This window comes from Rhodospirillales bacterium, assembly GCA_023898765.1.
In the GTDB taxonomy this organism is placed as follows: Bacteria; Pseudomonadota; Alphaproteobacteria; order Micavibrionales; family Micavibrionaceae.
This window is the reverse complement of record CP060238.1, coordinates 1,715,591-1,738,530: the sequence shown is the minus strand read 5'-3', so window position 1 is coordinate 1,738,530 and position 22,940 is coordinate 1,715,591. Positions and strand designations below refer to the sequence as shown.

Annotated in this window: 23 protein-coding genes and 1 tRNA gene; 7 read left to right on the top strand and 17 right to left on the bottom strand. The window is 54.1% G+C overall.

Features of this window, described 5'->3' with window-relative positions; all coding sequences use genetic code 11:
- Positions 1-3 precede the first annotated feature (3 nt).
- Together H6853_08540 and H6853_08535 are read left to right on the top strand one after the other, a co-directional pair.
- Positions 4-1,035 carry a peptidoglycan-binding protein gene (locus H6853_08540; GenBank protein ID USO03556.1) on the top strand — a complete coding sequence of 344 codons (1,032 nt, stop codon included), beginning with the start codon at positions 4-6 and terminating at the stop codon, positions 1,033-1,035.
- 15 nt (positions 1,036-1,050) lie between these two features.
- Positions 1,051-1,434: an Mth938-like domain-containing protein gene (locus H6853_08535; protein ID USO03555.1), complete on the top strand. Its 384-nt coding sequence runs from the start codon at positions 1,051-1,053 to the stop codon at positions 1,432-1,434.
- Here H6853_08535 and H6853_08530 read toward each other — a convergent pair.
- Positions 1,431-2,027, bottom strand: coding sequence for a superoxide dismutase (locus H6853_08530; GenBank protein USO03554.1), 597 nt, complete (start codon positions 2,025-2,027; stop codon positions 1,431-1,433). The genes H6853_08535 and H6853_08530 overlap by 4 nt on opposite strands.
- Before the next feature lie 389 nt (positions 2,028-2,416).
- The gene (gene trmFO / locus H6853_08525) at positions 2,417-3,784 is read right to left on the bottom strand and encodes a methylenetetrahydrofolate--tRNA-(uracil(54)-C(5))-methyltransferase (FADH(2)-oxidizing) TrmFO (protein ID USO03553.1); all 1,368 of its coding nucleotides are present in this window, start codon (positions 3,782-3,784) and stop codon (positions 2,417-2,419) included.
- Positions 3,785-3,897: 113 nt separating this feature from the next.
- Here trmFO and H6853_08520 point away from each other — a divergent pair, with 113 nt between their 5' ends.
- Positions 3,898-4,347 (top strand): TerB family tellurite resistance protein, encoded by a 450-nt coding sequence (locus tag H6853_08520; protein USO03552.1) that lies wholly within the window; start codon positions 3,898-3,900, stop codon positions 4,345-4,347.
- Positions 4,348-4,512: 165 nt separating this feature from the next.
- Positions 4,513-4,962, top strand: coding sequence for a TerB family tellurite resistance protein (locus tag H6853_08515; protein ID USO03551.1), 450 nt, complete (start codon positions 4,513-4,515; stop codon positions 4,960-4,962).
- Here H6853_08515 and H6853_08510 read toward each other — a convergent pair.
- Both H6853_08510 and H6853_08505 read right to left on the bottom strand, forming a co-directional pair.
- Complete coding sequence (locus H6853_08510; protein ID USO03550.1) at positions 4,959-5,369, bottom strand: hypothetical protein; 411 nt, start codon at positions 5,367-5,369, stop codon at positions 4,959-4,961. The two genes, H6853_08515 and H6853_08510, sit on opposite strands and share 4 nt — an antisense overlap.
- 131 nt (positions 5,370-5,500) lie before the next feature.
- On the bottom strand, positions 5,501-7,498 hold the full coding sequence (locus H6853_08505) for a response regulator (GenBank protein ID USO03549.1): 1,998 nt from the start codon (positions 7,496-7,498) through the stop codon (positions 5,501-5,503).
- 213 nt (positions 7,499-7,711) lie between these two features.
- On the opposite strand from H6853_08505, the gene nhaD reads away from it, so the two are divergent.
- A complete protein-coding gene (nhaD, locus tag H6853_08500; GenBank protein ID USO04649.1) occupies positions 7,712-8,986 on the top strand; it encodes a sodium:proton antiporter NhaD in 1,275 nt (424 codons plus the stop codon).
- A 3-nt stretch (positions 8,987-8,989) separates the two neighbouring features.
- Here nhaD and H6853_08495 read toward each other — a convergent pair whose 3' ends face one another.
- The 8 genes from H6853_08495 to H6853_08460 all read right to left on the bottom strand — a co-directional run bounded on the left by H6853_08495 (position 8,990) and on the right by H6853_08460 (position 15,559).
- On the bottom strand, positions 8,990-9,421 hold the full coding sequence (locus tag H6853_08495) for an MliC family protein (protein ID USO03548.1): 432 nt from the start codon (positions 9,419-9,421) through the stop codon (positions 8,990-8,992).
- A 5-nt stretch (positions 9,422-9,426) separates the two neighbouring features.
- Positions 9,427-10,941, bottom strand: a complete 1,515-nt coding sequence (gene gcvPB, locus H6853_08490; GenBank protein USO04648.1) for an aminomethyl-transferring glycine dehydrogenase subunit GcvPB — start codon at positions 10,939-10,941, stop codon at positions 9,427-9,429.
- Entirely contained in the window at positions 10,917-11,288 is a 372-nt protein-coding gene (locus tag H6853_08485) for an aspartate 1-decarboxylase (GenBank protein USO03547.1), read from the bottom strand. The genes gcvPB and H6853_08485 overlap by 25 nt, the downstream gene beginning before the upstream one ends.
- Positions 11,285-12,577, bottom strand: a complete 1,293-nt coding sequence (gene gcvPA, locus H6853_08480; GenBank protein USO03546.1) for an aminomethyl-transferring glycine dehydrogenase subunit GcvPA — start codon at positions 12,575-12,577, stop codon at positions 11,285-11,287. The genes H6853_08485 and gcvPA overlap by 4 nt, the downstream gene beginning before the upstream one ends.
- A gap of 18 nt (positions 12,578-12,595) precedes the next feature.
- Positions 12,596-12,970 carry a glycine cleavage system protein GcvH gene (gene gcvH, locus H6853_08475; GenBank protein ID USO03545.1) on the bottom strand — a complete coding sequence of 125 codons (375 nt, stop codon included), beginning with the start codon at positions 12,968-12,970 and terminating at the stop codon, positions 12,596-12,598.
- Between the two features lie 11 nt (positions 12,971-12,981).
- Positions 12,982-14,094, bottom strand: coding sequence for a glycine cleavage system aminomethyltransferase GcvT (gcvT, locus tag H6853_08470; GenBank protein USO03544.1), 1,113 nt, complete (start codon positions 14,092-14,094; stop codon positions 12,982-12,984).
- Positions 14,091-15,431 (bottom strand): 30S ribosomal protein S12 methylthiotransferase RimO, encoded by a 1,341-nt coding sequence (gene rimO, locus H6853_08465; GenBank protein ID USO03543.1) that lies wholly within the window; start codon positions 15,429-15,431, stop codon positions 14,091-14,093. Before rimO ends, gcvT begins: the two co-directional genes overlap by 4 nt.
- 38 nt (positions 15,432-15,469) lie before the next feature.
- A tRNA-Ser gene (locus H6853_08460) sits at positions 15,470-15,559 on the bottom strand.
- Between the two features lie 83 nt (positions 15,560-15,642).
- Here H6853_08460 and H6853_08455 point away from each other — a divergent pair.
- Entirely contained in the window at positions 15,643-16,290 is a 648-nt protein-coding gene (locus H6853_08455; GenBank protein USO03542.1) for a LysE family translocator, read from the top strand.
- A 21-nt stretch (positions 16,291-16,311) separates the two neighbouring features.
- On the top strand, positions 16,312-16,959 hold the full coding sequence (locus tag H6853_08450; GenBank protein ID USO03541.1) for a LysE family translocator: 648 nt from the start codon (positions 16,312-16,314) through the stop codon (positions 16,957-16,959).
- A 16-nt stretch (positions 16,960-16,975) separates the two neighbouring features.
- Here the strand turns inward: H6853_08450 and H6853_08445 are convergent, their stop codons facing one another.
- From H6853_08445 to H6853_08425, 5 genes are all read right to left on the bottom strand, one after another.
- Entirely contained in the window at positions 16,976-17,878 is a 903-nt protein-coding gene (locus tag H6853_08445; GenBank protein USO03540.1) for a cysteine synthase family protein, read from the bottom strand.
- A complete protein-coding gene (mutS, locus tag H6853_08440) occupies positions 17,875-20,574 on the bottom strand; it encodes a DNA mismatch repair protein MutS (protein ID USO03539.1) in 2,700 nt (899 codons plus the stop codon). The genes H6853_08445 and mutS overlap by 4 nt, the downstream gene beginning before the upstream one ends.
- Before the next feature lie 42 nt (positions 20,575-20,616).
- Positions 20,617-21,102, bottom strand: a complete 486-nt coding sequence (dut, locus tag H6853_08435) for a dUTP diphosphatase (protein USO03538.1) — start codon at positions 21,100-21,102, stop codon at positions 20,617-20,619.
- Entirely contained in the window at positions 21,102-22,343 is a 1,242-nt protein-coding gene (gene coaBC, locus H6853_08430; GenBank protein USO03537.1) for a bifunctional phosphopantothenoylcysteine decarboxylase/phosphopantothenate--cysteine ligase CoaBC, read from the bottom strand. Before coaBC ends, dut begins: the two co-directional genes overlap by 1 nt.
- Before the next feature lie 87 nt (positions 22,344-22,430).
- Positions 22,431-22,925, bottom strand: a complete 495-nt coding sequence (locus H6853_08425; protein ID USO03536.1) for a colicin transporter — start codon at positions 22,923-22,925, stop codon at positions 22,431-22,433.
- Positions 22,926-22,940 lie beyond the last annotated feature (15 nt).

Below are 22,940 nucleotides of genomic sequence, written 5' to 3'. Positions count from 1 at the left end.
TCCATGCGCGCATTTAAATCTGTTATGTTGGCGGGAACGGCCGTTTTGGCCCTGTCTGCCTGTTCTTCGAATCGCGGTCCCGGCGAAATCGGCAGCCGTGACGATATTATCATCCGCAATATGGGGGATGAGAAGGCGCCGCCGCCGGCCCCTGTGTCCGCGCCGGAGATTTCCAGGATTGAGGAAGCCGCGCCGGCAGAAGAAACGGCTTCGGACATGGCTGCTGAAACGGCCCCTGACTTCGTGCCTGCGCCGCCGGACGAGTCCGCAGCGCAAATGACGGAACAGGAAGAGCCTCCCGCCGGAGAGGTTGAGGACAGCGTAGAGGATGACGTGGATGTAAGAGAGCAGGTTATTCCCCGCGAACCCGAACCGGATGTTGTGCCGGAAGAATCAAGTGAGGCTGCGGGCCCGATGGGAACAGTTGAAATGCGCGCGCCCTCTCCTGTTGCAGGGGCTTCCGACCCTGCATCTCCTGTACCCGCCGCGCCGCCGGAAAACGTTCCGGATGCGCCGGATTTGGTAGATTTGTCGGAGGTTGATATGGCGGTTTTGCCGACCAAAACGCCGCAGGAAATTATGGATGTGCAGGAAGCGCTGAAAGAGCAGGGCTTTTACGAAGGCGCGCCGGACGGCAAAGTGGATGCCAAAACATTGAATTCTTTGATGCGGTACAAGGCGTCCAAAGGCGCTCTGCCCGCAGGAAACAAGCCATTGCCGGCGCCTTTGCCCGTTTCGCAGGAAACACAGGAAGCGGTAGAAGAGCCTCCCGTTGCCGCTGCGCCGACGGCTTCCCGGCCCGTGGCCGCGTCAATGCCAACCGTCTTCAAGGCGGGGGCTGTGCGCATGAATGATCCGGCGCTTATCCGGGCAGCGCAGACGGCTTTGACCGCGAAAGGGTTTTATGACGGTTCTGTAACGGGGGAAATGGATACCGCGCTTCTTAATGCGCTCAGCCGCTATCAAAGCGCGAATCTTCTTGCGCCGGGCGGTCTGAACGAAGAAACGCTGAAATCCCTCGGCGTGATGGAATAGGGTACAGCGGCGCGCGTGCACGATCTTACTCCTCTTATCCGGTCAGACTCTCAGGTGATTCAAGGGTATAAAGGCGGCGTGTTTCGTGTAAGCGGGCAAAGATACGACACGCCTATCCTTGTTTTTTCCGATCATGTCCAGATCTGGAATTTCGAAGGACTTCCCGAATATTTTTCGATGGAAGATTTTCAGGATCTCATCGCCCTGTCTGAAACGCTCGATATCGTTCTTTTGGGGACGGGGGATAAGAGTATATTTTTTCCACAGGGCTTGCGCCGGGACTTAAAAGCCAAAGGCGTGAATATGGATGTCATGGATACAAGTGCGGCCTGCCGCACATATAACGTTTTGATGGCGGAAGGCCGCCGCGTGGCGGCAGCCTTGCTCCCCGCATCTTAAAGACAGCTTTCCACGAATTCCCAGTTAATCAGGTTGTCGACAAATGTTTCGACATATTTGGGACGCGCATTGCGGTAGTCGATGTAATAGGCATGCTCCCACACATCGCAGGTCAGGAGAGGGGTTTTACCTTCCGTGAAAGGAACACCCGCATTGCCCGTTTTGACAATTTCCAGCTTGCCGGTGCCTTGATTCAGAACAACCCATCCCCAGCCGGAGCCGAATTGCGTCACGCAGGCTTCAACAAATTTTTCACGAAAACTGTCATAGCCGCCCAGATCGGAATCGATTTTGGATTGAACGGCCGTGGGAAGAGAGGTTCCACCGCCATTCGGTTTCAGACATTTCCAGAAAAAACTGTGATTCCAGTGCTGGGCCGCATTGTTGAAAAGCCCCTGATTCTGTTCTTTCGCGGCATTTTTCACCACTTCTTCCAGCGTATCACCCTGATGAGGCAGTCCTTCGAGAATCTTGTTTCCATTGGTGACATAGGCGTTGTGGTGTTTGTCGTGATGAAACTCGAATGTTTCGGCCGACATATAGGGGGCCAGCGCATCATAGGCAAAAGGCAGGTCCGGAAGATCAAAAGCCATTTTTTTCTCCTGTTTGTTAGGGACTTTATATCTACCCCGAAATAAAAATAAGTTCAATACAGGGAACAAAATGAAGACGAACCGTCCTGAGCGCTGTTTTTTGATCCGGGAGGCGCTTTTTTCTTAATGTAAAATATTAAGAGGGGCATATTCCCAAAAAATAAATATTTTTCAACAGCTCAGCAGAATTAGATAATCTCCAGCTTCAGGGGATTTGCGCGTTTAGGGTAAAATCGAAACGGCCGGTCCCACTGTTTTAAGGGGTGCATTAAGCATCTTTGGATTTTATTGAACCGGATCAGCCGGGTCAAAAAACAAGGGTATTTTTCGGGGCGGGTGCTTTTCAAAATTTTTATCGGGAGAGGCCCGTTTCATTTCAGGGTCAGGTTTCAGGCTGCCTGCTTCTCATGGGTCATGAGCCAGCTTTCAAAATCACGTAAAGCGCGGGCAGACAAAGCCTGTTTTTTTCGACGCCCCTTTTCTTTCCCTTTAAGGCCTTTGAGGTCTTCTTTCGGGACGGTTATATCCGGGAAGAGTCCGAAATTGACATTCATGGGCTGAAAGGTTCTGGCGTTGGCGCCGCCCGTAACGTGATTTAAAATAGCGCCCATGGCGGTCGTTTCAGGAGGTGCAGCAATTTCTATTCCTAACCTTTCTGCTGCGGCAAAGCGCCCGGCAATCAGGCCGATTGCCGCGCTTTCAATATAACCTTCGCAGCCGGTAATCTGACCCGCAAAACGCCACGCGGGACGATTTTTCAAGCGCAGCATTTTATCCAGCAGGCGGGGGGAATTGATAAAGCTGTTCCGGTGGATGCCGCCCAGCCGGGCAAATTCGGCGTTTTCAAGCCCGGGGATCATGCGCAGGACTCTTGTTTGCTCCCCGTGTTTCATTTTTGTCTGGAATCCGACCATGTTATACAAAGTGCCGAGTTTGTTATCCTGGCGCAGCTGGACAACGGCGTAGGGGCGCTCGTTCTTTTTTGGGTCGGTAAGGCCCACGGGCTTCATCGGGCCATAGCGTAGCGTATCTACCCCGCGCGACGCCAGAACCTCAATCGGCATGCAGCCTTCGAAATAGGGGGTGTTTTTTTCCCAGTCTTTAAATTCTGTTTTTTCAGATTCCAAAAGTGCTTTTATAAAAGCAAGATACTGTTCTTTATTCATCCCACAATTGATGTAATCCGAGCCGTTTCCTTTGTCATAGCGGGATTGGAACCAGACAGTATCGAAATCAATACTGTCTTTATGAATGATCGGCGCAAGGGCATCGAAGAAAGCCATATTTTCCTCGCCGCCAACGTCCTGAACCGTTTTTGCCAACGCGTTTGACGTTAAAGGGCCTGTCGCAATGATGACGCTGGACCACGCGTCAGGGGGAGATGTTACCTCTTCGCGCCGTATCGTAATGAAAGGATGTTGTGTCAGGGCTTCCGTGACGGCATGCGAAAAGACCTCCCGATCGACGGCCAAAGCACCGCCCGCAGGTACGGAAGCTTTGTCTCCTTCGCGCATAATCAGGGAATTGCTGCGCCTCATTTCCTCATGTAGAAGGCCCACGGCATTGTTTTGCGCGTCATCGCTCCGAAAAGAATTGGAACAGACAAGCTCCGCCAGATTTTCTGTTTTGTGCGCATCGGTCATTTCTACGGGGCGCATTTCATGCAAAATAACCTCTACGCCTCTTTCCGCAATTTGCCACGCGGCTTCCGAGCCGGCCAGTCCGCCGCCGATAATATGAACAGGGTCTCTTATCATAGCGGCTGTTTTATGCGGTTTTGTTTTATGAGACAAGAAGATTTAGGTATTTTGCCGGAATAGGGTACCATGTAATATGGAAGAGGGAGAAACAACAGGAAGGATTGCAGGATATGGGTGAGGGATTGTCCAATAGCCGGTTTTACATGTGGCGCGCTGTTGTGGCCATGGCGCATGCCGATGGCGTTGTAACCCCGCAGGAAATACATTTTTTGCAGGACTCGGTGAAGGATATTGAGATGAGCGAGGGGCAGATACAGGTTTTAATGGCCGATCTGGGAACGCCGCAGGATATTTACATGATGTTTTCGCAGATTACCGATCCCCGGGATAAAAAGGATTTTTTCAAATTTGCCCGTGTCCTTTCGTGGTCGGACGGGGATTTCGATGCGCAGGAGAAGCATATTGTCGAGACCCTTGAAAAAATCCATATGGATGAATCAAGCCGGCTTCTTTTGCGGGAAAGCAAAATGGAAATCCAGGAAATTCCCCTTGAGGCGGATCAGTGGACAAAGACCATTCGCAACAAAGGTATTCTGTCCCTTTTGGGAGAAGAACGTTAGCGGAAAAGTCTTTCTTCTTGTCTCTCACACATCCATCCGTTTTTATCGCCGGGGCGCTTTGCCATGGTGACCATTTTATGCAGTTTTGAGTTTTAGGTGTTTTGCCGGAACCGGAATAGGGTACAATACAAAGAGGGGAAGAAACGACAAGAGGGATTGTAATCTATGGGCAAGGGACTATCTGCCAGCCGGTTTTATATGTGGCGCGCTGTTGTGGCCATGGCGCATGCCGATGGAATTGTAACCCCGCACGAGGTTTATTTCCTGCAGGATTCGGCAAAGAATCTTGATATAAGCAAGGGGCAAATCCAGATTTTGATCGCCGACCTCGGAACGCCGCAGGATATTTACGTGATGTTTTCGCAGATCACCGATCCGCGCGATAAGAGGAATTTTTTCAAATTTGCCCGTATTATTGCGTGGTCGGATGGGGATTTTAATGCGCAGGAGAGACATATTGTCAGTTCCCTTGAAAAAATTCATATGGATGAATCAAGCCGGCTTCTTTTGAATGAAAGCAAAACGGAAATCCAGGAAATTCCTCTTGAGGCGGACCAGTGGATAAAAATGATTCGCAATAAGGGCATTTTGTCCCTTCTGGCGGCGGAAAGTTAGGGGAAAAGTCTTTCCCCCTGTATGTCCCGCATTTCTGTCTGGATTTTTGTCTGTGTCATTGGATTTGTCGGGTATCCTTGTCCGTCAAAGCGCAGCGCCACGTTCCTGTCGGACATGCTGACCCCTGACATGCGCACAATAATATCCCGCCAGCCATTTGTTTTGTGCTCGCTGACAACCAAAGGTCCGCGAATGCGCGTTATTTCAGACAGGAGAGAAAAGCCTCCATGCTGCGCTTTGAAAACGGTCATGCTGCACCCCCCGGGGCCGCACCAATAGCTGTGCGGCAGGGTAAAAAGTACAAGCCCTTCGCGCAGGCCGTCCCCGTTCATATCCAGCCTTGCGTATTGAAAACGGGAATTGGGCGGCCCTTTTTGTGCTGCGATGTATTCGCGTATATCAGCCATCAGTCTTGCATCGCCGGGGTCCTTTGCGGCTTCGGGAAAGGCTGTCAGGCCGGGAGGTTCTTGTTGTCTTTCGCCGCAGGCTGACAAAAGAAACACGAAAAGGAAAGAAGAGCAGATAAAAAGGGGTATCCTCATATCGCCCCTAGTCTTTTAAGGTGTTCATCGAAAATTTTTGTTGTTTCCTGATACAGGGCCAAAAGCTCTTCCAAAGGCTTCGAAAGATCCTCAATTTTTCCCGATTTAATGTCGTTCATCAACTGTATCGAAAATTCGGAAAGTTTTACCATGCCGAGATTTCCGGATGTGGATTTGAGCGCATGCAGTTCTTTCGCAATGTCTGCGGGATTGGGCGAGGCCGCGGAAAAAATGAGTTTTTTCTTTTCAAAGTCTGATTTGAAGGAACTGTAAACGTCTGTAATTTTATCTTCTCCGATCAGGCCTATAAAGGTATAGAGCTGCATTTCGTCAATTAAAAGATCCGGTCGCAAGTTTGAAATTTTGGCCTGTTCCTGCACGTTTTTAAAAAGATGTTCCGGAGCAAAGGGGTCGAAGTCGTCTGAAAAATTCCATTCTTCCAGTTTTTGGAAAAGCTCCTCTGCGGAGACAGGTTTGGTGATGTAATCATCCATCCCGGCTTCAAAAGCCGCTTTGACTTCTTCGGGAAGCGCATGGGCCGTCAGCGCCAGAATAGGAAGCTCTTCATGCGACAGACCGAGGTCTTTGCGGATGATCTTTGTAGCCTCCAGACCGTCCATTTCCGGCATTTGGATATCCATAAGGACAAGGTCGAACTGCCCCGTTTTTACGGCTTCCACGGCCTCTTTTCCGTCCCGGGCCACTTGCGCGCTGTGGCCCATCTGGGCCAGCATGGCCACGGCCACTTCCTGATTCATGGGAATATCTTCGGCAACAAGGATAAGCATCTGGTTTGCGGCTTTTGGAATTGCCCCCTGAGGCAGGGACGGCGTTTCTTCTTCTTTGACAGAATATTCCTCAACGGGGATTTGTAACGAAAAAACAGTTCCTTCTCCGGGGGCGCTTTGGAGCTCAATCCTTCCTTCAAGGGCCTGGATAATCTGCTTGACGACAGAAAGCCCCAATCCCGTCCCCCCGAAAGTCCGTTGTTTATGATGAGTTTCCTGCGAGAAGGGCTTGAAAATTTCCTCGTGTTTTTCCTCGGGGATGCCTATTCCCGTATCTGAAACTTTAATCTTCAGAAGAAGGGCGCCGTTTTTTTGAGGGGTGCAGTCCGCCTCGAAACGGATCTCTCCTTCTTGCGTGAATTCAACAGCGTTGGTGAGCAGGTTCAAAAAGACCTGCTGCAGCCTGTATTGGTCGCTGATAAGGGTTTGGGGGACAGAATTTCTTATATCGACGGAAAAGGTTAAATGTTTTTTTCTGAGTTCGGGAATGATGATCTCCCGGCAGATGTTGACAATGGCCGTCAGGCTAAAAGGGGCTTTTTCAATATAAACGTCTTTGGATTTTTCGTTTTTGGAAAACTCCAGAATATCGTCAATGAGGCGCGTCAGGGTCTGGCCGGCGGATTTCATGTTTGCAACGCAGTGCGTCTGGTATTCATCCAGCGGTGTTTGTTTCAGCAGGTCCGCAAAACCAAGGATACCGTTTAACGGCGTGCGGATTTCATGGCTCATCTTGGCCAGAAATTCGGACTTGGCTTTGAGGGCTGCATGTGCTTCTTCCTGACTGCGCGCCAGGGCTTGTTCTATTTCCTTCCGGTTCGTGATGTCGCGGATAATAGCGTTAAAAAAATGCTGGTTTCCAATGAATGTGTCACTGACGGACAGTTCAATAGGGAAGGTTGAACCGTCTGCCTTTTGGGCGAGCGTTTCCCTTGTCTTCCCTATGATGTTCTTTGTCCCGGTTTCAAGATAGTTCAGGATATATTGATCGTGATCCTGCGCATAAGTCTGCGGCATGAGTATCTTCACATTTTGTCCCATCGCTTTTTCGGCGCTCAGGCCGAACATCTCTTCGCATTTAAGGTTGAAACCGCAGATGATGCCTTTTTTGTCGATGGTCACGACGCCGTCTGCCGCATTTTTCATCAGGTTTTGACAATCGGGTTCTGCCGTGGGGGTATTTTTATTCGGGACGGTTTTATTCATTGTGTGTTTATCAATAGTTTGATTTGTCTTTTTACCGGAATTCGAACATAATCGAAGGCAAGGGTATTACAGCTTAATCCCGAAAAGCGTGCAACAGACTTCATAACACCTGTGATTGTTATCCGAAATATTTTAACTTTTTTGTTCGTTTTCCTTTTTCCTGCTCTGGCTTTCGCGGCGGACGGGGGAGGGCATGACGGCGCACCTTCCGGTATGCTGACACATCCGGGGGCAGTGCTGTGCCTGATCGTTTTTATCTTGTCTTACCTGGCGGTCTTGGTCGAGGAAAAGACGCATTTACGCAAATCAAAACCTGTCATGCTGGGCGCCGGCATTATCTGGGTCATCATCGGGATAATCGCGCCGGAATACGGGATCGACCACCACACGCTTCGCAGCGCTGTTTTTCACGGACTGGAGGAATATGCCTCTCTCCTTTTGTTCCTGCTGGCGGCGATGACCTATATCAGCGCCTTGCAAAACAGGCGGGTATTTGCCGTTTTGCGGGCAAAGCTGGTGCAGGCGGGGATGAATATGCGCCAGCTTTTCTGGGCGACGGGGATCTTTGCTTTCATGCTCTCTCCGATCGCGGACAACCTCACCACGGCGCTGGTTTTAGGCGCGGTGGTCATGGCCGTGGGGGCCAACGATCCGAAATTCGTGGCGCTGGCCTGTATCAATATTGTGAGTGCAGCCAATGCCGGCGGAGCTTTTTCCCCGTTTGGCGATATCACAACCCTGATGGTCTGGCAGGCAGGCAAGGTGCCTTTTCTTGAGTTTTTTCCGCTGTTCTTTCCCTCTCTGGTCTGTTTTCTGGTTCCGGCCTTTATCATGAGCTTTTTTATCAGGCCGCATAAACCGCTCGCGCTGAAGGAAAATATCAGGATGAAACGCGGGGCGAAATTCGTTATCTTTCTGGGGCTTTGCACGATTTGCATGGCGGTCGGCTTTGAACAGTTTTTGGGCTTGCCGCCTTTTATCGGAATGATGACGGGCATGTCCCTTCTGATGATAACGGCCTTTTTTATCCGCAAGATCGGTCGAAAAAGGGACGAAGAGTTTGACGTGATCGAGCTGGTTGCCGCATCGGAATGGGATACGCTTTTGTTCTTCTTCGGTGTGATTTTCAGTGTAGGCGGTCTCGGGTTTCTGGGGTATCTCGAAATTGCGTCCAGCACTATGTATGAAGGATGGGGGGCGAGCTATACCAATATCGCTCTGGGCGGTGTATCGGCTCTTGTGGACAACATCCCTGTCATGTTTGCCGTGCTGAGCATGGACCCCGATATGGACCAGTTCCAGTGGCTTTTGGTAACGCTTACCTGCGGCGTGGGCGGAAGCCTCCTGTCTATTGGCTCGGCGGCGGGCGTGGCACTGATGGGCGTGGCGCGCGGGCAATACACGTTCCTGGCGCATTTGAAATGGACGCCTGTTATTGCGCTGGGATACGGCACGTCCATATGGGTCCATTTTTTGATGAACGGCTAACGGCTAGTTTGTCGGGCGAATGCTGCAGGCATACCCGGTGCCCCCGAGGAAAATAGAGGCATCGACTCCCTTGTTCCAATAAGTGGCGCCGCCCCCTTCATATTTGGCGCCGAGCGGGCTGCCGACGCGTTTCATATCGTAGGTTTTGCCGTGGAAGACAAGAACCGCTTCCGCAGGGGAATAAATGGTGACACGGGCACTGTCGCCGGAGAGGCATTCCAGCTTTTGCGCCGTTGCAACGGGGGAGCGCTTATATGTTTGCAAAGGAAGCGGCGCAGCTTTTGTGATTGAGGCCGGTTCTCCCTTATGCGGCGGCAAAGGGGGCGTTTCGTGAGGAGATGAGGCGGAGGACAGCGCAGGAATATCCGGGAGGCACGAGGCCGTAATCATGGCGGAAGCTATCATCAACCCAAGGAAAGCGGAGCGAATGCGCATGCTTTTTATCCTTTCCACCGCAGTTTCGGCTCACGCGCGGCTTTGACTTCATCCAGTCTTTCGCACGGCGCCGCCTGCGGATAACTGTGAAACTTATCAACAGAGCCGTCACGAATATCCGCGACCATCTTTTTCATGACACGGATGAACCGGTCCAGCGCGTCTTTGTTTTCCGTTTCCGTCGGTTCAATCAGCATGGCGCCGGACACGACAAGAGGAAAATAGACCGTCATCGGATGCATGCCGTATTCAATAAGTCCCTTGGCCATGTCGAGCGTCGTGACGCCGGAGTCTTTTTGTTTTTTGTCTGTCAGAAGGCATTCATGCATGCAGGGTCCTTCGAAGGGCGCGTCAAAATCGTCCTTTAGCCGGGAGAGAATATAATTCGCGTTCAGAACGGCGTCTTCAGAGACCTGCTTTAATCCGTCCGATCCGTGGGAGAGCATATAGGTGAGCGCGCGGACCATCATGCCGAATTGGCCGTGAAACCCTTTTATTTGCCCGCAGCCGCTCTCACGCTCGGTTTCCGCTTCAAAACGATACAACCCGTTTTCGCTTGTAACGAGGGGGGACGGAAGGTACGGCGCAAGGTCTTCCGTGACACAAATAGGGCCGGCGCCCGGCCCGCCGCCGCCATGAGGCGTGGAGAACGTCTTGTGCAAATTGATATGCATGACATCGACTCCGAAAGAGGCGGGGCGGACTTTCCCGACCAGCGCATTGAAATTCGCACCGTCACAATAGAAATATCCGCCGGCGTCATGGAGGAGATTCGCAATTTCCAGAATTTCCGTTTCGAACAATCCGCAGGTGTTCGGATTTGTGACCATCATGCCGGCAACATCCGTTCCGTTGCCCAGAGCTTCTTCAAAGGCCTCTCTTGTAATGCGGCCTGTCTCTTGCGTCGGGATGACCCGGATTTGATAACCGCACATCGTTGCCGTGGCGGGGTTCGTGCCATGCGCGGAATCCGGTACCAATACAACGTTTTTGTGCGCATTCCCCTTCATTTCATGGGCGCGTTTTATGGTCATCATGCCTGCCAGTTCGCCTTGCGCCCCGGCCGCAGGGGTAAGGCAGATACAGGGAAGTCCCGTGAGTTCCGCCAGTCCTTTTTGCAGCCTGTCCATGACTTTGAGCGCGCCCTGAACCGTCTCCGCAGGCTGAAGCGGATGCAGGTTCGCAAAGCCCGGCAGGCGCGCCATTTTCTCATTCAGGCGCGGATTGTGCTTCATGGTGCAGGAACCCAGCGGGAAGAATCCACTGTCAATCGCATAGTTTTTGGTCGACAGCCGCGTAAAATGCCGCACCGCTTGCGGCTCGCTGACTTGCGGCAGGCCTATTTTCCCGCGCACCGGCTGTCCCGTCCGGGCGGGCATTCCGGCGACCGGCGGCAGGTCGACACCGGGCGTGTCGCTATGCGCCTTTTCCCATAGCAGGGGTTCCTCGAAATTCAATCCGCGCGTCTTGCCGATAGAGGATTCGTCTGGTTCGTTCACGCCGCGTTCCTCGATGATAATGCCATGGGCTTGTTCTGCCCGTCTAAAAGAAGGATTTTAGGCTGGAAGTTTTCGGCCTCTTGCGCGTCCATGCGGGCATAAGCGCAGATAATGACAAGATCGCCTGCCTGTGCCAGACGGGCGGCGGCCCCGTTAATCCCGATAACGCCGCTGCCGCGCGGCCCTTCGATCGCATAGGTCGTAAAGCGTTCGCCGTTATGGATATTAAGGACATCGACCTGTTCATAGGGCTGGATGCCCGATGCCTGCAAAAGGTCCGGATCAACTGTGATGGAGCCTTCGTAATGCAGGTCGCACTGCGTCACGGTGGCGCGGTGTATTTTGGCTTTTAGCAGGGTGAGGATCACGGGCAGGCCTCCTTTAAGGCGTCACAAAATGCGCCGATATCGGCATCGGTGGTCAGTTCTGTCGCACTCACCAAAAGGCGGGATTTTTCAAGCGGCAGGCCCGCAACGATCCCTTTTTGGGCCAGTGTTGACACCAGTTTATCCATATCTGAAACGCCCGTTATCGAAATGGTAAACTCGTTGAAAAAACACTCGTTTTCTACTTTGACCCTCTTGATATCCTCAAGGGCGTCGGCGAGGGCGCAGGCCCGTTCATGGTTCAGCGCGGCGAGGCAATGAAACCCGTCTTCCCCAAGCAGGCTCATGTGGATTGTGAACGCCAGTGCGCAGAGTCCCTGATTGGTGCAGATGTTGGATGTGGCTTTGGCGCGCCGGATATGCTGCTCCCGCGTGCTTAAGGTTAAAACGTAGCCGCGTCTTCCCTGTGCATCGACCGTTTCACCGCACAGGCGTCCGGGCATTTGCCGGACAAATTTTTCGCGGCAGGCGAAAAACCCCAGATGCGGTCCACCGAAGCTCATGGGCAGGCCGATGGACTGGCCTTCTCCGCAGACGATATCCGCGTTTTCCGGCGCAGGGAGCATACCCAGAGAAACAATCTCTGTGACGACGACAATCAGCAGCGCCCCGCTTTCGTCGCAAAGCGCGCGCCACGTATCGTAAGTGTGCGGGGTGCCGAAAAAATCCGGCGATTGCACGATAAGGCAGGCGGTATCGTCCTGGACCTCGCCGGAGAAGCGATAGCTTTGCGCCGTTTCGTTATTGTGCAGATAGGTGCGCAGCACGGAGAGATATTGCGGGTTGATGTCGTTCCCCAGGCAGACCTTGTTGCGGCCTGTGACACGCATGGCCATTAACGCCGCTTCCGCCATGGAGGTGGCGCCGTCGTACAAGGAGGCGTTGGCAATATCCTGCCCTGTCAGCCGGGCTATAAAAGTCTGGAATTCAAAAATCGCCTGTAGCGTGCCTTGTGCGATTTCCGGCTGGTAGGGCGTGTACGCGGTCAGGAATTCGCCGCGCTGGACAAGATGGTCGACGCTTGCGGGAATATGGTGGTTGTAACAGCCGCCGCCGAGAAAAAACGGGCCGTCGGAGGCTGCATGATTTTCCTTTGCATAGGCGCCCATAATCCGCTCGACTTCGATTTCTCCCTTGTGAGGAGGCAGGTCCGCCTGTCCCTGCACAAAGGCTCCGGCGGGGATGTCGCGGAAGAGATCGTCAACGCTTTTTACCCCGATAGCTTCAAGCATTTCAGCGCGGGCTTTGTTCGTTTGCGGCAGGTAACGCATTTGAGATGCTCCGGTAATTTACGCCAGCGAGTCCGTAAAACTGCTGTAAGCGCTGCTATCCATAAGGTTTTCCGCGTCCGCCGGATTGTCCATCCTGATTTTGATGATCCAGCCTTTTTCGATGTCCTCTTTCAGGTCATCCAGATTGTTTTGCAGGTTATCGTTGACCGACACGATCTCGCCGGCGACGGGGGCGTAAATTTCGCTCGCGGCCTTGACGGATTCGACAACGGCGAAATCCTCTCCCTTGCTAAGCTTGCGCCCTTTTTCCGGCAACTCCAGATACACCAGATCCCCCAGCGCATGGCGGGCATAGGTGGTGATCCCGATGAGCGCCGTGTCCCCTTCCGTCTTGATCCATTCATGGTCGTTTGTATATTTCATATCGTTCATTTTTATGCTCCTCATGCGGCCTGTTTCTTTGCCGCTTTTGTCTTGGGGGGGATAAAAGGGAGGGGGGCGACAACGCCCTCAATGTCCCGTCCCCGAACCCGGACCGCAATTTTCGTTCCTGTTTTTGCTGATGCGGCTTCAATATAACCCTGACCGATGGCCTCTTTCAAGGTGGGAGAAAACCCGCCGCTGGTTAATTCACCGATTTTTTGCCCGGAAGAAGGCGCGTAGATTTCCGCGCCTTCGCGGGCAATGCCCTGTCCGGTCAGCTTTATTCCGACGCGGCGGCGGGCGGGGCCGCTGCGCAGTTCCTCAAAAATACGCGCCGCGCCGATAAAGCCGGTATGGTTCTTTTTTCCCATGATCCATGTGATGTCGGCCTCCACCGGAGATGTCGTGGCGTCGATATCGTGCCCGTAAAGGGGATAGCCCATTTCCAGACGAAGGGAGTCCCGCGCCGCAAGGCCGACGGGTTTCGCCAGATCATGCCTGAGAAGTCCCGTCCAGGCGCGCTGCCCTACATCGCCGGGCAGGCTGAGTTCAAACCCGTCCTCGCCCGTATAGCCCAGCCGGGAGACAAGGATATCCTTCCCGCAGGGGCTTTGTGTCAGCATCATATGCATATAAGGCAGGTCCGATACGTCGCATTGCAGGGTGTCTTCCAGCACACGCGCCGCCTGCGGCCCCTGCAGGGCGATCAGGGCGCTGTCTTCCAGATGCGTCAGCGTCAGATCGTCGGGGAGGTGGTTTTGTATCCATTCAATATCCTTGTCCTTGCACCCGGCATTGATAACGGCAAAGAACCTGTTTTCCTCCATGCGGGTGATGATGAGGTCGTCGATGATTCCCCCCTGTTCGTTGGTAAGGACGGTATATTTTGCTGCGCCCTCTTTCAGGGTTGAGAGCGGCGAAGGGGTGAGCGTTTCGAGAAAAGCTGCGGCGCCGGTTCCCTCGATGATGAGTTGCCCCATATGGGAGACGTCAAAAAGCCCGGCATGTTCGCGTGTCCAGTTATGTTCTGCCAGAACGCCGTCTGTGTACTGGATCGGCATTTCGTACCCTGCGAAGGGCGCCATTCTGGCGCCAAGCTCGATATGCTGCGCATGGAGGGGGGTTGTTTTCATAGGGTTTCTTCCTGTTTCCGGTCGAGGGGAACGCCGTATAAGTCATATTCATCGGCGTCCTCGATTGCAACCTTGATGATATCGCCTGTCTGGACATTCCCGACATCGCGCAGATAAACATTTCCGTCAATTTCGGGCGCATCTCCACGGGAGCGCGCATCCGCGCCGCCCTCTGCCACATCGTCGATGATAACGTCGAGCGTTTTGCCGATTTTTTGCTGCAGCTTTGCTGCGGAAATTTTTTGCTGCGCCTCCATGAATCGGGCGTAACGCTCTTCTTTGACCTCTTCCGGGACCGCGCCGTCCAGTTCGTTTGCTGCGGCGCCTTTCACGGCCTCGTATTTAAAGCAGCCCACACGGTCCAGCTGTGCTTCGGCCAGCCAGTCCAGCAGGATTTGGAAATCCTGTTCCGTTTCCCCCGGAAACCCGACAATAAAGGTCGAACGGATCGTTAAATCCGGGCAAATGCCGCGCCATTCCCTGATCTGCGCGAGCGTTTTGTCCTGCGTGCCGGGGCGGCGCATGTTTTTGAGCACGTCCGGCGCGGCATGCTGGAAGGGGATGTCTATGTAAGGAAGAATCTTTCCGTCCGCCATGAGGGGAATGACGTTGCTGACATGGGGGTAGGGGTAGACATAGTGCAGCCGCACCCAGATGCCCAGCTCTCCGAGGGCTTCGCAAAGATCCTGGAATTTTGTGCGCCATTTGCGGCCTTTCCACGAAAATTCCTGATATTTGAGGTCCAGCCCGTAGGCGCTTGTATCCTGCGAGATGACCAGAAGTTCTTTCACTCCGGCGCGGGCGAGGTTCTCTGCTTCCGCAATGACGTGATGGATGGGGCGGCTGACCAGGTCCCCGCGTAAAGACGGAATAATGCAAAAAGAGCAGCGATTGTGGCAGCCTTCGGAGATTTTCAGGTAAGCGTAGTGGCGGGGCGTGAGCTTCAGCCCTTCTTCCGGCACAAGGTCCATATACGGGTCATGAACCGGCGGGATGGCGTCATGAACGGCGGCGACAACGTCTTCATAGGCATGGGGGCCGGTGACGGCCAGAACGTCGGGAAATCTGGAGGTGATCTGTTCCGGCTCCCCGCCCATGCAGCCCGTTACGATGACCCGTCCGTTTTGCTTCATCGCCGTGCCGATGGCCTCGAGGGATTCCGCTTTGGCGCTGTCCAGAAACCCGCAGGTATTCACGATGACCGCGTCCGCGCCGTCGTAATCGGGGGAGAGTTCATAGCCCTCGGCCCGGAGTTTGGTTAAAATCCGCTCCGAATCCACCAGCGCCTTGGGGCAGCCGAGAGAGACCATGCCGATTTTCGGGGCCGTTTTTGTCATGTTTTTTGGATCCTCGTCAAATCCGGTCTTTGCCAAATTGGCGGAGAAGGGGGGATTCGAACCCCCGAAGGGCGTGAACCCTTACTGCTTTTCGAGAGCAGCGCATTCAACCTCTCTGCCACTTCTCCTTAAATATCTTCTTCTCTAAAGCAAAAGGGTTATAGACCAATGCGCTTGCCTTTGGCAATATGCGTCGGGAAAGGAAAGACATATGGATTTAGCAGCTCTGGGCACATACGCCATGACGATTGCCGTGCTGGCGCTCAAACCCGGGCCGGGGGTTTTGGCCGTTGTGACAAAAACGGCAGGGCGCGGGGCCGCCGGATTCCTTTCCTACATGTCCGGCGCGACGCTGGGAGAGGTCGTTTATCTGGCCCTGGTCGTATTCGGCGCCGTTGTTTTTGCGGAAGAACTCCTGTTTGTGTCCATTTTTCTCAAGGCGCTGGCCGGTGCCTATCTGATTTATCTGGGGGTGGGCACGTTGACCAAACCTCTGGCGCTGGACGTGGATTTTCAAAAAACGGCGTCTTTAAAGGATAACTGGGAAGATTTTACAACGGGGCTGATGCTCACATTGTCCAATCCCTTTGTCATTATTGTTTTTGGCGGAATTGTACCGAGCGTCATCGGCACACAGGACGTGAGTTTTGCCAATTTCGGTATTCTGGCCCTCGTGACGGTGGTGGTCCAGATTTCCATTGATTTCATGTATTGCGTGCCGGTTTTTGTATCACGCCGTTTTTTCAGGGGTAAAACGCTGGAAGGGCTTCGTCTGGCTTCCGGCATGGCGATGATCCTGATCGGTTTGTATCTGGGCTATTCCGCGCTGCCGGCGGAAGACCTGCTTTCTGTGTTTTAAGGGAGGCTTTTGGAAGAAATAATGGATATAGCAGCAATGATCGCTTTATTTACGGGGGTGGCCCTTTTGGCGGCAAAGCCGGGGCCGGGGATGTTAACTGTGGCATCGAAAGCCATAAGCGAAGGGCTGGAGAGCGTCCTGTTTTTTATGGCCGGGACCAATCTGGTTAAAATTCTTTTCTTTTGCCTTGTCGTTTTCGGGTACCAGTTCATTCCGGACGACATTGTTTTTATCTCTATCATGTTGAAATCCGCCGCTTCCGTTTATCTGATATGGCTTGGGATCAAGGGGCTGCAGAAATTCGATCTTGATTTGCCGGGGAACGTCAGGGAGCAGGCCAAAACCGGATTTTGGGATAATTTCAGCGCAGGGTTCATGCTGACCGCCAGCAATCCTTTCGATATCCTGTTTTTTGCGGGGATATTGCCGACGCTGTTTGATCTGCAGACCGTGGGAGCGCCGGATATCGCGCTGGCGGCCTTTATTATTGTCTTTGCCGATGCGATTGTGGCGCTGTCCTACGCGGTGCCGCTTTCCATGACACGCAATCTCTTTTCGGAAGCGGTGCTTCGAAAAGTGAATACGGGGGCCAGTATCGGGATTATTCTGGTCGGGTTGGTGATCGGCTATTCGGCCCTGCCGGCGAAAGACCTGCTTTCTGTGTTTTAAGGGAAGCGGCCGGGCGTCATTCCGCATACATCATGGAGAGGTATTTTTCGCCCTCGTCGCAGAAAAAGGTCAGGATGTTTTTGACGTCCGGATGGGCTTTCTTCACTTTCCGGGCGGCCAGCAGGTTGGCGCCGGAGCTTGGTCCCACAAAAAATCCGCGGGAAGAGGCCAGCTTTTTTGTTTCTTCAATGGCCCGGTCCGAATCCACGCAGATGACTTCGTCAACCAGATCCCTGTGCCGTTCGTAGATGGTTGGGATGAATCCGTCTGAAATTCCCTCGATTTTATGGTCCGCCACCATGCAGCAGGTCAGGGTCTGCGATTCCGAAGGCTCCATCGCAAAAACCTTCAGGTCCGGGTTGTGCCATTCCTTGAGCGCAAGCGCCGCGCCGATAAGCGTGCCGCCAGTGCCCACGCCCTGCACCACAGCGTCTATTTTAAGGCCTTCGGGCAGTTGGGTAATCACTTCCTTTCCAAGCCAGTCGCGGTTTTCCTCCACGTTCCATTCATTGTCGAATTGCTGCGGACAGTAATAGCCTTCCTGTTTTCCCAGCCGAATGGCTTCTTCGCGCGCTTTGTTCACCTGGAAATGGCCGACGAACCTGATTTCCGCCCCGAAGCCGCGGGAGATCATGACGCGCTCGCTCGTATAGCCGTCGGGCATCAGCACCAGCATTTTATAGCCCTTGGCGGCGGCCACCATGCTGAAAGCGTTTCCCGTGTTGCCGCTTGTGGCTTCCACGATGGTGTCGCCGGGTTTCAGCAGACCTTCTCTTTCGGCTTTTTCGACAATGTGTTTGGCCATGCGGGATTTGATCGAGCCGGAAGGGTTCAGGAATTCCGCCTTGGCGTAGATACCCTCTTCAACGTTCAGAAGAGGGGTGTTTCCGATCAGGTCAAGAATATTGCGTGTTATCATAGAAGGTCCTTTAAGATGTAAAGCTGTTCCAGCGCTTCTTTGGGGGTGAGGTCGTCCGGGTTGATCTCTTCCAGTTTTTGCGCGATTTCGGAAAAATTTTGCTGCGGTTCCTGTTCTTGCCATTGTGCGGTGAAAAGGGGCAGGTCGTCCGCCAGTTTTGCCAGGGCGCCGGACTGTTCCCCTTTGTTCAGGAGGTCCAATACGTTTTGCGCCCGTGCGACAACGTTTTCCGGCAGTCCTGCCAGCCGCGCCACATGGATGCCGTAAGAGCGGTCCGCCGCGCCCTCGGCGACGCTGTGGAGGAAAATCACGTCGCCTTTCCACTCCTTGACCTGCATCGCGTGGCAGGACAGGGCGCTCAGTTTCGCGGAAAGGCTGGTCAGTTCATGGTAATGGGTTGCAAACAGCGCCCGGCAGCGATTGGTTTCATGAATTTGTTCGACGCAGGCCCAGGCAATGGAGAGCCCGTCGAAGGTCGCCGTGCCGCGCCCGATTTCGTCCAGAATCACAAGGGAGCGCTGTGTGGCCTGATTGAGGATTGTGGCGGTTTCAACCATTTCGACCATAAAGGTGGAGCGTCCGCGCGCCAGATCGTCCGCCGCGCCCACACGGCTGAAACAACGATCGACAAGCCCGATATGCGCGGATCTGGCCGGAACGAAGGCGCCCATCTGCGCCAGAATGACGATCAGGGCGTTTTGGCGCAGGAAGGTGGATTTACCCGCCATGTTCGGCCCTGTGAGCAGCCAGAGTCTTTGTTTTTCCCCCAGATCGCAATTATTGGGGACGAAGCTTTGGGCCTCTTTGCGCAAGGCTTCTTCCACGACGGGATGCCGCCCGTCCCTGATATCAAAGGCCAGCGAGTTGTCTATGGTTGGCCGGATATATTGACGGTTCACGGCGAGATGCGCGAGGGATGCGGCAACGTCCAGCGCAGCAATCGCGCGGGCGATCCGGCCGATATCCTGCGCAAGCGCACAAATTTTCTGTGTGAATTCGACGAAAAGATTTTGCTCTATGGCAAGGGCTTTGTCGGCGGCGCTCGCAATATCCCGCTCCAGTTCGACAAGGTCCGCCGTGGTAAAGCGGACATTGTTGGCCAGGGTCTGCCGATGGACAAAGGGGTTGTCGGGCGCGGTTTCCCCTTTGCGTATCAGGAGCTTATCCGCGTGACGCGCTGTGACGTCGATGTAATAACCCAGCATGTTGTTATACGCGATTTTGAGGGTTTCAATCTTTGTTTCTTCACGGTATCTGGTTTGAAGCGCTGCAATCAGGCGTTTGCTGTCGTCGCGCATGGTGCGGAGCTGGTCGAGTTTTGCATCGTATGCTGCGGCAATAAAACGTCCTTCATGGGTTTGGGCGGGAAGCTCGGTTTCCAGCGCTGCCGACAGAATGTCTGAGAGTTTTTTGCAGTCCTCGTTTTGCTGCAGGCCGGTTGTCAAGGGTTCCAGAGAGGGCATGTCCGCCTTCTGCAGCAAAGCGCGCAAGGTTTCGGCGTTTCGCAGGCCGTCCCGTATCATGCCCAGATCCCGCGGCGTGGCGCGCCCGATGGTCAGCCGGGCCAGGGCGCGTTCCATATCCGGCACGTCTTTAAGCTGCTCGCGTAAAGCCTCCCGCAGGGGAGCCGCACCGGAAAAGGATTCAATCTCATCCTGCCGCGCGTGAATCGTCTTGATATCCGTTAAGGGGGAGGACAGGCGGGTCTGCAGCAATCGTGCTCCCGCGCCCGTTATGGTGCAGTCAATAACATCCAAAAGGGAGCCTTTGCGTTCGCCGGAGAGAGTGCGGGTCATCTCCAGATTGCGGCGGGTTGCGGCATCGATTTCCATGCACGCGCTTCCGCTGAGTTGCTGCAGGCGGGAGAGGTGCGGTATTTTGCCTTTTTGAGTGCGCTCCACATAGTCGATCAGGGCGCCTGCGGCTGCAATTTCAGCGCGGCTGAACGCACCAAAAGAGTCCAGCGTGCCTACGCCGAATAGCTGTTCCAGCCGTTTCTGGGCGCTTTGCGAGTCGAACAGGCTGGAGGGTTGCGGCGATACTTTCTCGCGAAAGGCGGCCAAAACATCTTTGGTTTTTTCGTCTTGCGCCAGACGTTCCGGGAGCAGGATTTCGCTGGCCTCCACACGCTCCAGCGCGGCGGCAAGATTTTGCAGGGCAACGGGTTGCACCAGAAATTCACCGGTGGAAAGTTCCAGCCAGGCCAGCGCGAACTGGCCGCCGATGTCGGACAGGGCCGCCAGGTAATTATTGCTGCGCGCATCCAGAAGCGTTTCCTCGGTCAGGGTGCCTTTGGTCACCACGCGCACAACGTCACGCTTCACAAGGGATTTGGAGGCGGGTTTGCCTTCCTTTTTGGTGCGGACCCTTGATTCTTCCGGGGTTTCCGTCTGTTCGCAAATCGCCACGTTAAAGCCTGCGCGAATGAGTTTTGCGAGGTAGGGCTCATAGGAATGATAGGGCACCCCGCACATGGGGATATCGTTGCCGCCGCTTTTCCCGCGCCGTGTCAGGGTGATGTCCAGCGTTTCGCTGGCTTTGAGCGCGTCCTCATGAAAAAGTTCGTAAAAATCCCCCATGCGGTAAAAAAGCAGGCAGTCGGGATACTGCTCCTTCAGCGCCATATATTGCGCCATCATCGGCGTATGGCCTGCGGCGATAAACGCGCTTTCGTTTTTTTTGGCGGTCTGGGACATGGGGACTGTTTTACGACAAGAAGCCCCGGATGAAAAGAGCGATCAGCCGGATGTCCCCGTGGAACCGAAACCGCCTGTGCCGCGATCCGTTTCTTCAAGGGATTCTACAATGTTCCATTCGACATTGGCGTGACGGGCTACGACCATTTGGGCGATGCGCATACCGCGTTCGATCGTGAAGTCCTCGCTGCCCAGATTGGCCAGAATGACCTTGATTTCGCCGCGGTAATCCGCGTCGATCGTGCCGGGAGCGTTAAGGACGGTAATGCCGTGCTTGAGCGCCAGGCCGGAGCGGGGGCGGATTTGTGCTTCGTAACCGGGGGGCAGGGAAATGGACAGTCCTGTGGGCACAAGGGCCCGCTGTCCCGGCGCAATCTCGATTGCTTCATCCAGCGCCGCCGAAAGATCCATCCCCGCAGAATCTTCCGTTGCATAAGTCGGAAGGTTCAGGCCGACGGCATGCTCGTGCGGGAGAAGGGCGACTTCTACCCTGTTGATCTCGTTATCATTATGTCTGTTGTCGGTCATTATTCAGCCGCTTCCTGTTGTGGGTTTTCGGTGTTTGTTTTATCAAAAAATCGCGCAATATGCTGCACCAGTTTTTTCGCGATATTGTCTTTTGAGCTTTTCGGCCACTCAACAATATCTTTTTCCGTGATTAGATAGGCATGATTCTCTTCCGATCCAAAGACATTTTCGTTTTGACCGCTGATTTCGTTGGCGACGATCCAGTCACACCCTTTTGCGTCTCGTTTGGCGCGTGCGTTTTGGAGAAGGTTTTCTGTCTCGGCCGCGAAGCCAATGACCAGTTTTGGACGCTGCGGATTCGGTTCAGACAGGCGGGCCAGTATGTCGGTGTTCTCAGTAAGATTGAGGACGGGCGGCGATGTCTTTTTCCCTTTTTTTATTTTCGAAACGGCCGGGTTTGACAGGGTCCAGTCGGCCACGGCCGCGGCAGACACAAATATGTCTGCAGGAAGCAATTTTTCGCAGGTTTCCAGCATTTCAGAAGCTGTTTCGATACGTACCGTTTTTATGTATTCGGGGTCAGAAAGGGCTGTTGGACCGCTTACCAGTGTGACGGCGGCGCCAGCCTCGGCCAGCGCTTTGGCAATCGCGTGTCCCTGCTTTCCGGAAGAGCGGTTGCCGATGAACCGGACCGGGTCGATCGGCTCGTAAGTCGGGCCGCTCGTGACAAGGGCTGTTCGGCCTGCCAAAGGTTTGTCTTTTTGAAAATAGGTGAGGACGGCATCCAGGATATCCCGGGGCTCGCTCATGCGTCCGTACCCGGTTTCGCCGCAGGCCGTTTCCCCCTCTTCGGGTCCGCAAAAGAGGATGTCGCGCCGGGTCAGGGTTCGGATATTTTCCTGCGTGGCTTTGTTCATCCACATCATGGGGTTCATGGCAGGACAGACCATCACAGGCTTGTCCGCTGCGAGCAATGTGGCTGCAGCAAGATCGTTTGCGCGCCCCTGGGACAGTCTTGCCAGAAAGTCAGCGCTGGCAGGGGCGACAACGATCAGGTCGCACGCGCGGGAGAGGCGGATATGACCCATTTCCGTTTCATCTTTCAGGGAAAAAAGGTCGGTATAAACGGTGTTTTCGCTGAGCGCAGCAATGCTGAGCGGGGTTATGAATTTTTCGCCGCCCCGGGTCAGGATGCACCGGACCTGCGCCCCTGATTTTCGTATCAGGCGGATAAGGTCCGGCGCTTTACAGGCGGCAATGCCGCCCGTAATCACCAGTAAGATGCTCTTGCCTCTCAGCACGTTATCCTCTCCGAAGAAAAGCCCCGTTTCGTCTAAACAAAACGGGGCCTTGTCTTTTAAAAATCTTCAATTTGGTTTCACACGTTCCTAGAACATGCCTTCGACAGCGTCCTGTGCTTTTTCTTCAGCGGCGTCTCCGGCAGCATCTTCAGCGGCGTCTTTGGCGTCTTCGACAGCTTCTGTCGCTTCTTCCATGGTTTCGCTTTCAGGAGCGGGCGCTTGCTCGGCAGCATCTTCTGTTGCGGCTTCCGTGGCATCCTCCATCGCGTCGGTTGCAGAATCCATGGCGTCTTCAGCCGTTTCCTCTACAGCATCGGCAGCGTCCTGAGCCGTTTCTGCGGCACTTTCATAAGCATCGGCCGCAGCTTCCGTCATGCTGTCGGCAGCATCCGTTGCCGCTTCGGTTGCGCTTTCGACCGCATCGCCAACGGTTCCCAGAAATTCCCCGCCGGCAGCAGGCTCAACGCCCGCAACGCCTGTGGAATCATCGCCCGTCACATTGTTATAGATAACCTGCATGGCCGCAACGCCGGCAAACAAGACAACAGCGGCGAATACGACTGATTTAACGATATTGTTCATTGTACTGTTCCTTCC